Origin of the sequence: Rhodococcus sp. 21391 (assembly GCF_016772255.1) — a bacterium.
Taxonomy (GTDB): Bacteria; Actinomycetota; Actinomycetes; order Mycobacteriales; family Mycobacteriaceae; genus Rhodococcus_F; species Rhodococcus_F opacus.
Window position 1 is genome coordinate 1,079,892 of sequence record NZ_CP063781.1, and the last position, 14,050, is coordinate 1,093,941.

The 14,050-nt window shown below is 67.8% G+C and carries 11 protein-coding genes; 7 read left to right on the forward strand and 4 right to left on the reverse strand.

The window, feature by feature from the left end:
- Positions 1 to 948, reverse strand: coding sequence for an aldo/keto reductase (locus GO592_RS05155; protein ID WP_007300351.1), 948 nt, complete (start codon positions 946 to 948; stop codon positions 1 to 3).
- Between the two features lie 226 nt (positions 949 to 1,174).
- Here GO592_RS05155 and GO592_RS05160 point away from each other — a divergent pair, with 226 nt between their 5' ends.
- From GO592_RS05160 to GO592_RS05180, 5 genes are all read left to right on the forward strand, one after another.
- Entirely contained in the window at positions 1,175 to 2,677 is a 1,503-nt protein-coding gene (locus GO592_RS05160; RefSeq protein WP_007300352.1) for an aldehyde dehydrogenase family protein, read from the forward strand.
- 27 nt (positions 2,678 to 2,704) lie between these two features.
- Complete coding sequence (locus tag GO592_RS05165) at positions 2,705 to 4,264, forward strand: APC family permease (protein WP_050998693.1); 1,560 nt, start codon at positions 2,705 to 2,707, stop codon at positions 4,262 to 4,264.
- Positions 4,261 to 5,817 carry a GMC family oxidoreductase gene (locus tag GO592_RS05170; RefSeq protein WP_007300354.1) on the forward strand — a complete coding sequence of 519 codons (1,557 nt, stop codon included), beginning with the start codon at positions 4,261 to 4,263 and terminating at the stop codon, positions 5,815 to 5,817. Before GO592_RS05165 ends, GO592_RS05170 begins: the two co-directional genes overlap by 4 nt.
- A 92-nt stretch (positions 5,818 to 5,909) precedes the next feature.
- The gene (locus GO592_RS05175; protein ID WP_007300355.1) at positions 5,910 to 7,091 is read left to right on the forward strand and encodes a thiolase family protein; all 1,182 of its coding nucleotides are present in this window, start codon (positions 5,910 to 5,912) and stop codon (positions 7,089 to 7,091) included.
- A gap of 14 nt (positions 7,092 to 7,105) precedes the next feature.
- The gene (locus GO592_RS05180) at positions 7,106 to 8,251 is read left to right on the forward strand and encodes an acyl-CoA dehydrogenase family protein (RefSeq protein ID WP_007300356.1); all 1,146 of its coding nucleotides are present in this window, start codon (positions 7,106 to 7,108) and stop codon (positions 8,249 to 8,251) included.
- Here GO592_RS05180 and GO592_RS05185 read toward each other — a convergent pair.
- Complete coding sequence (locus GO592_RS05185) at positions 8,232 to 9,713, reverse strand: flavin-containing monooxygenase (RefSeq protein WP_007300357.1); 1,482 nt, start codon at positions 9,711 to 9,713, stop codon at positions 8,232 to 8,234. The two genes, GO592_RS05180 and GO592_RS05185, sit on opposite strands and share 20 nt — an antisense overlap.
- Positions 9,710 to 10,645, reverse strand: a complete 936-nt coding sequence (locus tag GO592_RS05190) for a patatin-like phospholipase family protein (protein ID WP_007300358.1) — start codon at positions 10,643 to 10,645, stop codon at positions 9,710 to 9,712. Before GO592_RS05190 ends, GO592_RS05185 begins: the two co-directional genes overlap by 4 nt.
- Before the next feature lie 82 nt (positions 10,646 to 10,727).
- Here GO592_RS05190 and GO592_RS05195 point away from each other — a divergent pair, with 82 nt between their 5' ends.
- Positions 10,728 to 11,351, forward strand: coding sequence for a TetR/AcrR family transcriptional regulator (locus tag GO592_RS05195; RefSeq protein WP_005253918.1), 624 nt, complete (start codon positions 10,728 to 10,730; stop codon positions 11,349 to 11,351).
- 51 nt (positions 11,352 to 11,402) lie between these two features.
- A complete protein-coding gene (locus tag GO592_RS05200) occupies positions 11,403 to 12,980 on the forward strand; it encodes an FMN-binding glutamate synthase family protein (protein WP_237720601.1) in 1,578 nt (525 codons plus the stop codon).
- Positions 12,981 to 12,997: 17 nt separating this feature from the next.
- Here the strand turns inward: GO592_RS05200 and GO592_RS05205 are convergent, their stop codons facing one another.
- Positions 12,998 to 14,020 carry a magnesium transporter CorA family protein gene (locus tag GO592_RS05205; protein WP_007300360.1) on the reverse strand — a complete coding sequence of 341 codons (1,023 nt, stop codon included), beginning with the start codon at positions 14,018 to 14,020 and terminating at the stop codon, positions 12,998 to 13,000.
- Positions 14,021 to 14,050 lie beyond the last annotated feature (30 nt).

A 14,050-nucleotide genomic window follows, 5' to 3' on the forward strand; every position in this document is an offset into this window, starting at 1 on the left:
TCAGGCGCCGATCGCGTCCGAGAGAGTCGTGAGCCGGCTGATCTCGGATGCGGTCAGGGTCACGGTCGGGGCGTCGAGCAGCGCGGGAAGTTGTTCGAGGCGGCTCGCGCTCGCGATCGGCGCGGTGATGCCGGGCCGGGTGAGGAGCCACGCGAGCGCGATGGTCGAGATTTCCGCCGAGTGCGTGTCGGCGATCTCGGCCAGGGCCTCGACGACGGCGAGTCCGGACTCGGAGAAGTAGCGGGTCGCCATCCGCTGGCGCGGCTGACCGTCCAGGTCGGCCTGGGTGCGGTACTTGCCCGCGAGGAAGCCTGCGGCGAGCGAGTAGTACGGGAAGACGCCCAGGCCGTTCTCGGTGGCGATCGCGGCCACCTCGGGCTCGTAGTCGTGGCGGTGCACCAGGTTGTAGTGCGGCTGCAGCGCGATCGGGGCCGCGAAGCCGTTCTCGGCCGTCAGCGACAGCCACTCGCGGATGCGCTCGGGCGAGTAGTTGGAGATGGCGACGTGGCGGACGAGTCCGTCGCGGACGAGCTCGTCGAAGGCGCCGAGTGTGTCGACGAGGGGAGTGTCGGCGTCGTCGAAGTGGGCGTAGTACACGTCGATGTGGTCGGTCTGCAGCCGCTTCAGGGATGCCTCCGCCGCCGCGCGGACTGTGGCGGGGGCCAGGCCCTTGAACTCCGGGTGCTGGCTGACCTTGGTGGCGATCACCATGTGGTCGCGGTTGCCGCGGGACGCCATCCAGTTGCCGAGGACGGTCTCGGACTCGCCGCCGGAGTTGCCCTCGGCGAACGCGGAGTACGAGTCCGCCGTGTCGACGAAGTTGCCGCCGCCTGCGGCGAAGGCGTCGAGGATCTCGAACGACGTCGGTTCGTCACTGGTCCAGCCGAAGGTGTTGCCACCGAGGGCCAGGGGAAAGATGTCCAGATCCGAGTTGCCGATCGCGACCACGGGTGCTCCGTTTCTAGGTGTGTCCTGTCCGGGAATGTGCGAAGAGTTCGCCTGACGACGCTATCGCAGCCGCTAGGCGCACGCGCGTCCGGCTACCGGACACAGTCTTCTCGGCCACGGATACCGTCGCGAATCGGACATGTGTGCGCGATCCCCGCCCACCGCGACTCCGACGGCATACCGTAAAGGGGGGTGCGTTCGTTCCGGCGAGACACGGAGTTGAGTGATGCAGGACCAGTCGATCGATGACCTCTTGAACACGGGCCTGTTCGTCGACGGGCAATGGATCCGCTCCAGCTCCGGTGAGACCCGGGACTGCATCAATCCGGCCGACGGATCGGTGGTCGCCACCGTCGACGAGGCCTCCCCGGAGGACGCAACTCGCGCAGTCGCCGCGGCCCGCGCGGCGTTCGACGAGGGAACCTGGCCCCGCACACCCGTCGCCGAGCGCACGGCGTTGGTCGCGAGGATCGCCGATCTCCTCGAGCGAGACAAGGAGACCCTGGCGCGCATCGAGACGCTCGACACCGGAAAAACTCTGGAGGAGAGCAGGATCGACATCGACGACGTGGTGTCGGTGTTCCGGTACTACGCGCAACTCGCCGCGGTCGAAGCCGACAATCTGGTCGATGTCGGGCGCCCCGAGGTGATCAGCCGGGTGGTGCGCGAGCCGATCGGTGTGTGCGTGCTCATCGCACCGTGGAACTACCCGCTGCTGCAGATCTCGTGGAAGGTGGCGCCCGCGCTGGCCGCCGGGTGCACCATGGTCCTCAAACCGAGCGAGGTAACCCCGCTCAGCACCATCGCGTTCACCGCGCTGATCGCCGAAGCAGGTGTCCCCGCCGGGGTGGTGAACCTCGTGCAGGGCAGCGGCGCCGTCCTGGGCGCCGCACTCACGGGCACCCCCGACGTCGACTTCATCTCGTTCACCGGCGGGCTGGCCACCGGACGCGTCATCCTCGAGACCGCGGCGAAGAACGTCACCAAGGTGGCGGTGGAACTCGGTGGCAAGAATCCGCACATCGTCTTCGCCGACGCGGACGGAGACGACTCGGTGGACCAGGTGCTCACGGGGGTGTTCCTGCATTCCGGGCAGGTGTGCTCGGCGGGAACCCGCCTGATCATCGAGGAGTCCATCGCCGACCGGTTCGTCGCCGCGCTCGCCGCACGGGCGGAGAAGATCCGGATGGGCAACGGTCTCGATCCAGCGAGCCGAACCGGCCCGCTGGTATCCGAGGCCCACCGGGAGAAGGTCGAACGGTACGTGGCGCTCGGCCTCTCCGAGGGCGCCCGGTTGGTGACCGGGGGAGCCCGGCCCTCCGATCCCGCGTTGGCGGACGGGAGCTACTACCTGCCCACCATCTTCGACTACTGCGACCGCACCATGCGCCTCGTGCAGGAGGAGACGTTCGGACCGATCCTCACCGTCGAGCGCTTCACCACGGAAGCGGAGGCGCTACGACTCGGCAACGACACCGAGTACGGCCTCGCCGCGGGCGTCCGGACCGCCGACAGTGCGCGGGGCGAGCGGATGGTGCGGGGTCTGCGCCACGGCACGGTGTGGCTCAACGACTTCGGCTACTACACCGCCGCCGCCGAGTGGGGCGGCTTCAAGATGTCGGGTAACGGGCGCGAACTCGGCCCCACCGGTCTGGCGGAATACCAGGAGACCAAACATATCTGGCACAACACCTCGCCCACGGCGGCGGGGTGGTTCGACAACGGCTAGGTCGGCGCACGGAGAGGCGAGAGAACCATGGCTACTCGGCACGGAGCAGTGGGTGACGGAGGTGCGCCGGGGGACAGCGGACTCGGCGAACTGGGGTACAAACAGGAATTGGACCGCAGCCTCGGCAAATTCGCCAGTTTCGCGGCGGGAGTCAGCTACATCTCGATTCTCACCGGCACGTTCCAGTTGTTCTACTTCGGGTTCGGCACCGCGGGGCCGGCGTATCTGTGGTCCTGGCCGATGGTGTTCGTCGGGCAGATGGCGGTCGCTCTGTGCTTCATGGAGCTCGCGGCCAAGTACCCCGTGGCCGGCTCGGTGTACAACTGGGCCAAGCTGCTCGGCAGCAGGATCGTGGGATGGTCGTCGGGCTGGCTGATGCTCACCGCGTCGATCGTGACCCTCTCCGCCGTCGTGCTCGCTCTGCAACTCAACCTGCCGAGGCTGTGGAGCGGGTTCCAGATCTTCGGTGACGGCAGCGGCGAGTACGACTTCGCCACCAATGCCGTCATTCTCGGCACCATCATGATCGCGTTCACCACGGCGGTCAACGCGTTCGGCGTCAAGCTGATGGCTCTCATCAACAGTACGGGTGTGTTCGTCGAACTGATCGCGGCCGTCCTCATCGCGATCATCCTCGCCGCCAACATCACTCGCGGTCCGGACGTGTTCTTCTCCACCCACGGCTACGGCGCCGGGGAGAGCGGGGGATATCTGACCGTGTTCCTCGTGGCGTCACTCGCGTCCGGGTACGTGATGTACGGATTCGACACCGCGAGTTCGCTCGGCGAGGAAACCGTCGACCCACGGCGGACGGCGCCCAAGGCCATCCTGCGGGCGATCCTCGCGTCGTTCGTCATCGGCGGGGCGATCCTGGTGTTCGCCGTGATGGCGGCCCCCGACCTCGAGGATCCGCTGATCGGCAGCAGTGAGGGCGGCCTGCAGTACATCGTCGAGCAGGTGATGTGGGGACCGCTCGGCAAGATCTTCCTGGTCTGCATCGTTGTCGCGGTCACGGTGTGTTCGCTCGCGGTGCACGCCGCGGCCATCCGGCTCACGTTCGCGATGGCCCGCGACAACGCGCTGCCGTTCGGGGAGCGGCTGGCCCACGTCAACCCGAAGCATCAGACGCCCGTGGTCCCCGCCATCGTGATCGGTGTGCTCGCGGCGTTCATCCTCGTCATCAACATCGGCCAGCCGCAGATCTTCACGGTGCTGACGTCTATCGCGATCATCATGATCTACCTGGCGTACCTCATGGTCACCGGTCCGCTGCTGAAGAAACGACTGCAGGGGCAGTGGCCGCCGAAGGAACTCGCGGAGAGCGGCTACTTCACGATGGGCCGGTGGGGGCTTCCGGTGAACATCTTCGCCGTGCTGTGGGGTGTGGGGATGGCGCTCAATCTGGCGTGGCCGCGCCCCGAGGTGTACGGCACTCCCTGGTACAACACGTGGGGTGCGTTCGTCTACATCGGCCTCATCCTCGGGCTGGGCCTTCTCTGGTATGCGGTGAAGGGCCGCAACCACATCGGCTGTCTCGCGTCGCACGCGGCGTCGTCGAAGGACGAGGCGGAGAGTGAACTGCCATGACGGACACCGTGTTCGACTACGTGATCGCCGGCGGCGGAACGGCCGGATGTGTGCTCGCCGCGCGGCTCAGCGAGGACCCCTCGGTGACCGTCTGCCTCGTAGAGGCCGGGCCCTCCGACGTCGGTGACCGCAACGTCCTTGAGCTGTCGCAGTGGATGCATCTGCTGGACTCCGGCTACGACTGGGACTATCCGGTGGAGCCGCAGGAGAAGGGCAACAGCTTCATGCGGCACGCCCGCGCCAAGGTGCTCGGCGGATGCTCCTCCCACAATTCGTGCATCGCGTTCTGGCCGCCCGCCGAGACCCTCGACGACTGGGCGGCGGCGGGCGCCACCGGCTGGGGCGCGACGGACGTGCTGCCGCTCGTGGCGCGGGTGGAGAACAACGACGCCCCCGGCGAGCAGCACGGCCGCAGCGGTCCGGTGCGGTTGCGTGACGTCCCGCCGCACGACCCGTGCGGCGTGGCCCTGCTCGAGGCTGCGGCGAAGGTCGGGTTGCCCACCGTGCAGTTCAACCGGGGCTCGACGGTGCTCGACGGGGCGGGGTGGTTCCAGATCAACGCGTCCGAGGACGGCACCCGGATGTCGACGTCGCACGCCTACCTGCATCCGATTCTCGGGTCCCGCCCCAACCTCGACGTGCGCACCGACTGCAGGGTCAGCGAGATCGTCATCGACGATGCGATGGCGGCGACCGGCGTGCGGTACCAGCGCCCCGATCTCACCGGATACGACACCGTGTCCGCGCGCCGCGAGGTGATCGTCACCGCCGGGGCCATCGACACACCGAAACTTTTGATGCTCTCGGGTATCGGGCCGACGGTGCACCTGCGCGAGATGGGTGTGCAGGTTCGGGTCGACGCCCCCGGGGTCGGGCAGAACCTCGACGATCACGTCGAGGGGCTGGTGTTCTGGGAGGCGTCCCGGCCGATGGTCGAGACGTCCACCCAGTGGTGGGAGATCGGTCTGTTCGCCACCACCGAGGAGGGGTTGAACCATCCGGACGTGATGATGCACTACGGCAGCGTGCCGTTCGACATGAACACACTCCGGTGGGGATACCCGACCACGGACAACGGCTTCTGTCTCACCCCGAACGTCACGCAGGGACTCTCTCGCGGAACGGTGCGGCTGCGGTCCCGCGACTTCCGGGATCGTCCGCGAGTGGATCCCCGGTATTTCACCGACCCCGACGGCCACGACGAGGCGGTGATGCTCGCCGGAATCCGGCTGGCACGTCGCATCGCCGAGCAGGAACCTCTCCGCGGCTGGATCACGAGGGAACTGGCTCCCGGGCCGGAGGCGGTCACCGACGACGAACTGATCGACTACGCGCACCGGACGCACAACACGGTGTACCACCCGGCCGGGACCGCCAGGATGGGTGCGGCCACCGACCCGATGGCCGTCCTCGATCCGGAACTGCGGGTGAAGGGCGTCCGCGATCTGCGGGTGGTCGACGCGTCCGCGATGCCGAAACTGCCCTGCGTCAATCCCAATATCACGGTCATGACGATGGCCGAGAAGTGCGCCGATCTGATCCGCGGAACCTGACCCGACGAGGTACCGGAGGCCCTGCGTGAACCGCTGGGTACTTTGAAGTCCTACTATCTCTCCATACTGGTAGAGAGACGGAAGGACACGTCATGAATTCTCCTGAACCGATCGTGGTAGTCGACGGCGCGAGGACCCCGATCGGCAGCTTCGGTGGTGCGTTCAAGGACGTGCCAGCCCACGAACTGGGTGCCACCGCCGCGAAGGCCGCACTGGGGCGTGCCGGGGTGCCGGGTGAGGACATCGACGAGGTGGTGATGGGCTGCATCGGTCAGGTCGGACCGGACGCCTACAACGCCCGCCGCGTCGCCCTCGCCGCCGGACTTCCCGAGAAGACCCCCGCGTACACCGTCAACCGGCTGTGCGGGTCCGGTCTGCAGGCCGTGTGGTCGGCGGCGCAGCAGATGCGCTGGGGTGGGGTGGACTTCGCCCTCGCCGGCGGCGACGAAAGCATGTCGCGGATGCCGTTCTACGACTTCTCCGCCCGCTCCGGCTACAAACTCGGCGACCGCACGCTCGTCGACGGCACGGTCGCGATTCTGACCGACCCGTTCGGTGGCGTGCACATGGGCCGCACCGCCGAGGCCGTCGCCCGCAAGTACGGCGTCAGCCGGCAGCAGCAGGACGAGTTCGCCGTCGAATCCCAGCGCCGTGCCGCCTCCGAGGCCGCGAAGGCCGCGTTCGCCGAGGAGATCACCCCGGTCGAGATCGGGGGCCGCCGCCCGAAGACGATCGACGTCGACGAGCACCCCAAGCCCGACACCACCCTCGAGACCCTGGCGAAGCTGCGGCCGGCGTTCGAGGAAGGCGGCTCGGTGACCGCGGGCAACGCGTCCGGTATCAACGACGGCGCCGCGGCCCTGGTGCTGGCGACGCAGTCCGCCGCGCAGGAGAAGGGCCTGACCGGGCTGGTCACGTTGGAAGCCGTCGCGACCGCGGCGATGGACCCGGGCCTGATGGGATACGCCCCGGTGCTGGCGCTGGCGAACCTGTTCGAGCAGACCGGCACCACCCCCGGCGACATCGACGTGATCGAGCTGAACGAGGCGTTCGCGTCGCAGGCGGTCGCGGTGATCCGGGACGCGAAGCTGAACCCGGAGAAGACCAACCCGTACGGCGGTGCGATCGCGCTGGGTCACCCGGTCGGGGCGACCGGCGCGATCCTGAGCCTGCGCCTCGCGAAGGACCTCGTGCGCCGCGACCTCGAACTCGGCATCGTCACCATGTGCATCGGCGGCGGCCAGGCCCTCGCGGCACTCTTCCGGCGCGTCTAGAAACAGGGCAGGCGATGAAGAAGCACATCCCGTCGTGGCACGACGACGAGGTGAAGGCCCTGTCCGAGCTCGCGGTCGGGTTCTTCGAACGTGAGGTGGTCGCGCACAACGAGAAGTGGGACGCCCAGCATCGCATCGACCGTGCGGTGTGGCTGGCGGCGGGCAAGTTGGGGTTGCTGTGCTGCTCGATCCCGGAGGAGTACGGCGGCGGTGGGGGCACGTTCGCCCACGACCTCGCCGTGTTCGAGGCCCAGGGCTATGCCGGCGACCTCGCGCTCGGCATCTCGGTGCATTCGGGGATCGTCGCGCACTACCTCCTCGAGTACGGCACCGAGGAGCAGAAGAAGAGCTGGCTGCCGGGGATGGCGACCGGGGAGATCCTCGGCGCCATCGGCATGACCGAGCCCGGCGCCGGATCGGACCTCAAGGCGATCAAGACCACCGCGATCCGGGACGGTGACGAGTACATCGTCAACGGGTCGAAGACGTTCATCACCAACGGTGCGTCGGCCGACATGATCGTGCTGGCGGTCACGACCGACCCGAAGGCCGGCGCCAAGGGGGTGGCGCTGCTGATCGTCGATCTGCGGGACTGCCCGGGGTTCGCTGTCGGGCGGGTGCTGGACAAGGTCGGTCAGCACGGGGCCGACACGTCGGAGTTGTCGTTCACCGATGTGCGGGTGCCGGTGTCGAACCTGCTCGGCGAGGAGGGGCAGGGTTTCGGGCAGCTGATGGCGCAGCTGGTGCAGGAACGGCTGATCATCGGCGCGCAGGCGTCCGGTGCGATGACGCGTGCGGTGGAGGACACCGTTGCGTACACGAAGTCGCGGCAGGCGTTCGGACACAGTCTGTTCGAGTTCCAGAACACGGCGTTCGAGCTCGCCGAGTGCCAGACCATCGCCCGCACCTGTGCGGTGTTCCTGGACCACTGCATCGAGGCGCACCTGCGTGGGGAACTGGACCCGTCCGAGGCGGCGATGGTCAAGTACTGGCTCACCGAGCAGCAGTGTGCGGTGATCGACCGGTGCGTGCAGTTGCACGGCGGTTACGGGTACATGCGTGAGTACCTGATCGCCCGGATGTACGAGGACGCCCGCGTCCAGAAGATCTACGCGGGCGCCAACGAGGTGATGAAGGGAATCATCGCGAAGTCGCTGTAGCCGACGCCGGCTCACGCGACACGTCGTACGCCGCCTCGTCGAACCGGCCGAGTCGCTGCCGCATGCGGTCGGTCGACCACGGCCAGTTGAAGCTGTTGCGGCCGTTGACGTCGAGGAAGTAGCTCTGGCAACCACCGGCGTTGTACACGGTGGTGGCCAGGGCTTCCTGGACCTGGGCGTTGAACGCGTCCTGCACTTCCCGGCGCGGTTCCATCCTGGTCCACCCGTTGCTCCGGGCACTGGTGACGGCCTGGATCAGGTAGTCGAGTTGCGCCTCGAGGATCATGAACGCCGACGTGTGACCGGTGCCCAGCGCGGGCCCGAGGAGGACGAAGGCGTTGGGGAAACCCGCGACGGTGGTGCCGAGGTAGGCCTGCGGGCTGCCCTTCCAGTGATCGTCGAGGCTGCGACCGTCGCCGTCGAACAGCTTGGCACCGATCGGCATGTCGAGGATGTGGAAGCCGGTGCCGAAGATGATGGCGTCCACTTCCCGTTCTGCGCCGTCGCTGCCGACGACGACGTTTCCGCGCACCGACTCCACGGCGTTGGCGTGGACCTCGACATTCGGGCGGGTGAGTGCGGGGTAGTAGGTGTTGGACAGCAGCAGTCGCTTGCAGCCGAGCGTGTAGTCGGGGGTCAATGCCGTGCGCAGCTTCGGATCCCGCACCTGCGCGCGGAGTTGTGCCTTGCCGATCTGCTGGATCACCCGCAGGATCCACGGGTGCCGGAAACCGAGTCCGAGCGTTTCCATGATCGTGTACTCGACGCGTCGCAGCGCGCGGATCGCACCCGGTACCCGGCGCAGGATCGCGCGCTCGACGCCGGGCAGGGTGTGATCCGGTTTCGGTAGCACCCACTGCGCGGTGCGCTGGTAGAGATGCAGCGTTTCGACCTGCGGCTGGATCGCCGGGACGAATTGCACTGCGGATGCACCGGTTCCGACTACGGCCACGCGTTTGCCGGTGAGGTCGTAGGTGTGATTCCAGCGGGAGGAATGGAACGCCTCGCCGGTGAAGGTGTCGAGGCCGGGGATGGTGGGAACGAGCGGTTCGTTCCACGGTCCGGCGGCGGCGATGACGGCGTTCGCGGTGAACGTGCCCGCGGACGTGTCGACCGTCCACCGCCTGCTCTGCTCGCTCCAATGGGCACGCTGCATCTCGGTGCCGAACTTCACGTGTGCGGGCACCCCGTGTTCGGCGGCGGTGCGCTCGATGTACCGGCGGATCTCCTCCTGTCCGGCGAACAACCGCGACCACTCCCGGTTGGGTGCGAACGAGTAGGAGTACAGGGCCGAGGGGACGTCGCACGCGCAGCCCGGGTAGGTGTTGTCGCGCCAGGTCCCGCCCAGCGCGTCCCCCTTCTCGAGGATGGCGAAGTTGTCGATTCCGCTCTGCTTCAGACGAATTGCGGCTCCGATGCCGGAGATCCCGGCACCGACGATCAGAATGTCGTAATGCTTCATGCGCGTACTCCGTTCGCGAGCTGAGTGCGGGTGGTGACGAGGGAATGTTCGAGTGTGGCGAGCCGGCGCCGGCCGTCCATGAAGTTCGGACCCATGACGGCGAGGTCCTCGGCGGTCGCGTCGAGGCGTATCACCCGGGTGCCGGCCGCCTCCAGCTTCGCGATCTCGGCGTCCAGCCCGGAACTCATCCAGTTCCGGAGCGTCAGGCGTTCGATCCGGGCCGCCCGGCGGCCGGCGATGCGGCCGGTCGACGCCATCGGTGCCAGCACGACCACCTCGTCGAGTTCGAGGGGCAGCACCAGGTCGGCGGATGCCGTGGACGCCGCGCCGCCGTCGACGAACCGGCGGCCGCCGATGTGGACCGGCGGATACCAGCCGGGAATCGCCCACGACGCCCGCAGCGCCTCGGACAGGGTCGCGGTCGGTGCACCGGGTGAGCCGAACGCGACGCGCTCTCCCGTGTCGTAGTCCATGCTCACCAGCCACGTCGCCGGGTGGCGCACCCAGCCGGAGTCGCAGGCGAACCGCTGTGCGAGCCGGTCGAGCCAGGCGGCATCGCCGCGGCCGTGGGGGAGGAGCCCGCTCGCGGCGGTCACGGGTGGCAGCCCGCGGCGCAACAGCCCTGGCGAACCGAGGCCCGGCCCGGGGAGCGGCGGGAACCGTCCCGGTGCGGCGGCGAGGTGTCCGTCGAGCGCCGGATGGGTGGGCCCACCGAGCTGCATCGCGAGCAGTTCGTCGACGCCCGCCCCGCCACCCAGCATGGTGACGAGTTCGGCGCCGGCGGACGTGCCCACGAGGACGTCGGCGTCGCGTGGGTCCCAGCCCAGCGCGTCGCTCACGGCGACCAGGGCCGCCACGGTCCAGGCCGCGCCGAGCGTGCCGCCGCAACCGATCACCAGTCCGCGGCTGAATTGTGTGTCACTCGAAGTCATATCTAGAAGCTAGCAGAAACCAGATACCGGCGGTATATGAAAATTGGAATATTCTCGCAGGGGCTTCGAAGAAAGGGTGAGCATGGCGCGATTGACCAGGTCGGAGAGTCAGGCGCGTACGCGGGCGCATCTCGTCGCGACTGCACGCGACCTCTTCCTGGCCGACGGGTACGCGGCCACGTCGCTCGAGAAGGTGGCCGACGAGGCCGGCTATTCCAAGGGGGCGGTGTACTCCAACTTCAAGAACAAGAAGGAACTGTGCCTCGAGGTGCTCGGGCTCATCCACGCCACCAAGGGGCAGGAGATCGCCGAGGCGCTCGGCGGTGGCGACACGATGGAGGAGCGACTCGAGGCGTTCCAGTCCTGGGCGGAGAAGACGCTCGGCGACGTCGGATGGACCATGCTCGAGTTCGAGCTGATCGTGTTGTCCCGCCACGATCCCGAACTCCGCGACGCACTCACCGCCACTCTCGGGGTCGCGCGGGAGATCACGGTGACACTGCTGAAGTCGTTCACCGACTCACTCGGGGTCGTCCTGCCGGTGCCCGCGGAGGATGCGGCCGGCAGCATCCTCAGTCTCGGTGTCGGACTGGGTATTCAGCGCGCCATCGATCCGACCATTTCCGCTCGGGTGGTCACCGACAACTTGCGGGTGCTGCTTTCGGTGTCGCAGGAGGCTCCGACTCCGGGGTCCGTGCCGGGGTGAAATTGGCGCGAGGAGCCGATCCGAGTGGCGGCGCGCGCGTACGGTGAATTCATGAAGCGGTGGAACGTCCTGGCAATTCCGGCTGCCGCCGCGGCTGCGATCGCGTCGTACGACCTTGTTCAGCGACGCCACGCGCTGCTCCGGAATTTTCCCGTGGTCGGGCACGGACGCTATCTGCTCGAGTCGCTCGGCCCGGAACTCCGGCAGTATATTACGACCGGCAACGACGAGGAACGTCCCTTCACCCGGGACCAGCGTCGCTGGGTGTACGCGTCGTCGAAGCGGGTGACCGACACGTTCGGGTTCGGTACGGACAACGACATCGAGTTCACCGACGGCTACACCATCATCAAGCACCGGACGTTCTCGGAGATTCCTCCCTCGGCGATGCCGCATGCCGACGAACATCTCGCGATTCCGTCGGCGAAGGTGCTCGGTGCCGCCCGCGGCCGGGCGCATGCCTTCCGCCCGCGCTCCATCGTGAACATCTCGGGGATGAGTTTCGGGGCGCTGTCGTCCGCGGCCGTGGTCGCTCTCAACCGTGGTGCCGCTGCCACCGATTGCCTGCACAACACCGGCGAGGGTGGAATCTCCCGATACCACCGGAACGGCGCAGACCTGATCTTCCAGATCGGGACCGCGTATTTCGGCTGCCGCGACGAGGACGGCCGGTTCGACCTGGCGCGGCTCCGGGCGCTGGTCGAGTCGGCGCCGGTGCGGGCCATCGAGATCAAACTCAGCCAGGGCGCGAAACCGGGCCTCGGGGGTCTCCTGCCCGGGGCGAAGGTGACACCGGAGATCGCCGAGATCAGAGGCGTACCGGAGGGCCGTGACTGCATCAGCCCGTCCCGGCACACGGCCTTCCGTGACGTCGACAGCATGCTCGACTGGGTGGAGCTCCTCGCCGCCGAGACGGGGCTGCCGGTCGGGATCAAGTCCGCGGTCGGCGACCCGACGTTCTGGGACGTGCTGGTCGACGCGATGAGCAACTCCGGGCGGGGTGTCGACTTCGTGACCATCGACGGGGGTGAGGGCGGTACCGGCGCGGCACCGCTGGTGTTCACCGACGCGGTCTCATTGCCGTTCCGTAGCGGCTTCGCGCGCGTGTACGCCAAGTTCGCGGAAGCCGGTCTGACCGACGGCATCACGTTCATAGGCTCGGGCAAGCTGGGCCTGCCCGACAATGCCGTGGCGGCGATGTCGCTCGGATGCGACCTGATCAATGTGGCGCGTGAGCCGATGCTCGCGGTCGGGTGCATCCAGGCGCAGAAGTGCCACACCGATCGGTGCCCGACGGGTGTTGCGACGCAAAACCCCTGGCTCGCACACGGACTCGACGCCGGTATCAAATCGGTCCGGGCCGCGAACTACCTGCGGGCGTTGCGCCGGGACGTATTCAAGGTGGCCGAGGCGTGTGGTGTCGCGCACCCGGGCCTGATCACCGCGTCGGACGTCGAGGTCGCGGACGGCAACCGGCATTCGATTACGCTCGCCGACCTCTACGGTTACCGGACCGGCTGGGGGCTGCCCGGTGACGCCGACCGTGCCGAGATCACCCGCCTGATGAGCGAGGCCGCCGCCGTTCCCGCGGGCGAGACCGGGTCGCCAGGAGCGAAGACGGCGCCCTGAGGGCGTGTCCGTCCCGACTACAGCCAGTCGCGTCGGCGGAACAGGATGTAGAGCAGGGTGGCCGACGTCACGATCACGATGGTGCTGGCGATCATTCCCGACAGCTGCCCGACTCCGGGGAACAAGACGTTCTGACCGAACCACCCGGTCACCGCGGTGGGAACCGCGATGATGGCCGCCCAACCGGTGAGCTTCTTCATGACGGTGTTGAGCCGGGCATCCTGGAGCGACAGATTCGTCTCGAAGACGGTCACCACCATGTCGCGCAACGACTCCGTCCACTCCGCGGCGCGCGTCACGTGGTCGTAGAGATCGGTGTACAAGCTGTCGAGAACCGGCGACTTGTCGCGTCCTGATTCGGCGCGCCCGCGCATGACGGCGCCCACCACCTCACGCATCGGCAGCACGACGCGACGCAGTTGCACCAGTTCCTTCCGCAGCCGGTACGTGCGCTGCTGAATCTCCCGGGTCCGCGCGGACTCGTCGAACAAGCCCTCCTCGAGCGCTTCGATCGCGTCGTCGATCATCTCGATCGTCTCGAACTGCCCGTCCACGATGGCGTCGAGCAGTCCGTGCAGGAGCGCGAGTGCGCCGGAACCCGGTGTGAGCAGTGCGGGGTCCTCCTCCCAGCGCTCCACCACCTGCGACATGTCGAATCGATCGTCCCGCCGCACCGTGATGATCCCGTTCGGCACCACGAACGCGGAGACGCGGCTGAGCCGAAGCCGGGAATCGAGGACGCCGAGAGTGCTGACGTCGTCGGTCTCGAACCAGGTGGCGTACGCGGTCACGAACGCATGGCCCGCATAGCGCGTCGCCTTCGGCCGCTCACCGCGGGCGACGGCATCCTCGATAGCGTTCGGATCGAGCGACCACTCGGCCGCAAGCTCGGTCAGGCACTCGTGGTCGGGGTCGCACAGGTCGACCCACACGAGCGCATTCTCGTCCTTCACCTGTTCGGACACGTCGGCAAGCGGGAAATCCTTGCCGACGCACTCGCCATCGCGCCACACACGGGTCTGCACCAGGTTGAGGGTCACGCTCCCAGTCTGCCGAACCATTCCGGCAGG

Excerpts from the sequence above, each read along its gene's own strand:
- GO592_RS05160 (WP_007300352.1), top strand. The coding sequence starts at position 1,175 with ATGCAGGACCAGTCGATCGATGACCTCTTGAACACGGGCCTGTTCGTC.
- GO592_RS05200 (WP_237720601.1), top strand. The coding sequence starts at position 11,403 with ATGAAGCGGTGGAACGTCCTGGCAATTCCGGCTGCCGCCGCGGCTGCG.
- GO592_RS05170 (WP_007300354.1), top strand. The coding sequence starts at position 4,261 with ATGACGGACACCGTGTTCGACTACGTGATCGCCGGCGGCGGAACGGCC.
- GO592_RS05195 (WP_005253918.1), top strand. The coding sequence starts at position 10,728 with ATGGCGCGATTGACCAGGTCGGAGAGTCAGGCGCGTACGCGGGCGCAT.
- GO592_RS05190 (WP_007300358.1), bottom strand. The coding sequence starts at position 10,645 with ATGACTTCGAGTGACACACAATTCAGCCGCGGACTGGTGATCGGTTGC.
- GO592_RS05165 (WP_050998693.1), top strand. The coding sequence starts at position 2,705 with ATGGCTACTCGGCACGGAGCAGTGGGTGACGGAGGTGCGCCGGGGGAC.
- GO592_RS05185 (WP_007300357.1), bottom strand. The coding sequence starts at position 9,713 with ATGAAGCATTACGACATTCTGATCGTCGGTGCCGGGATCTCCGGCATC.
- GO592_RS05175 (WP_007300355.1), top strand. The coding sequence starts at position 5,910 with ATGAATTCTCCTGAACCGATCGTGGTAGTCGACGGCGCGAGGACCCCG.
- GO592_RS05180 (WP_007300356.1), top strand. The coding sequence starts at position 7,106 with ATGAAGAAGCACATCCCGTCGTGGCACGACGACGAGGTGAAGGCCCTG.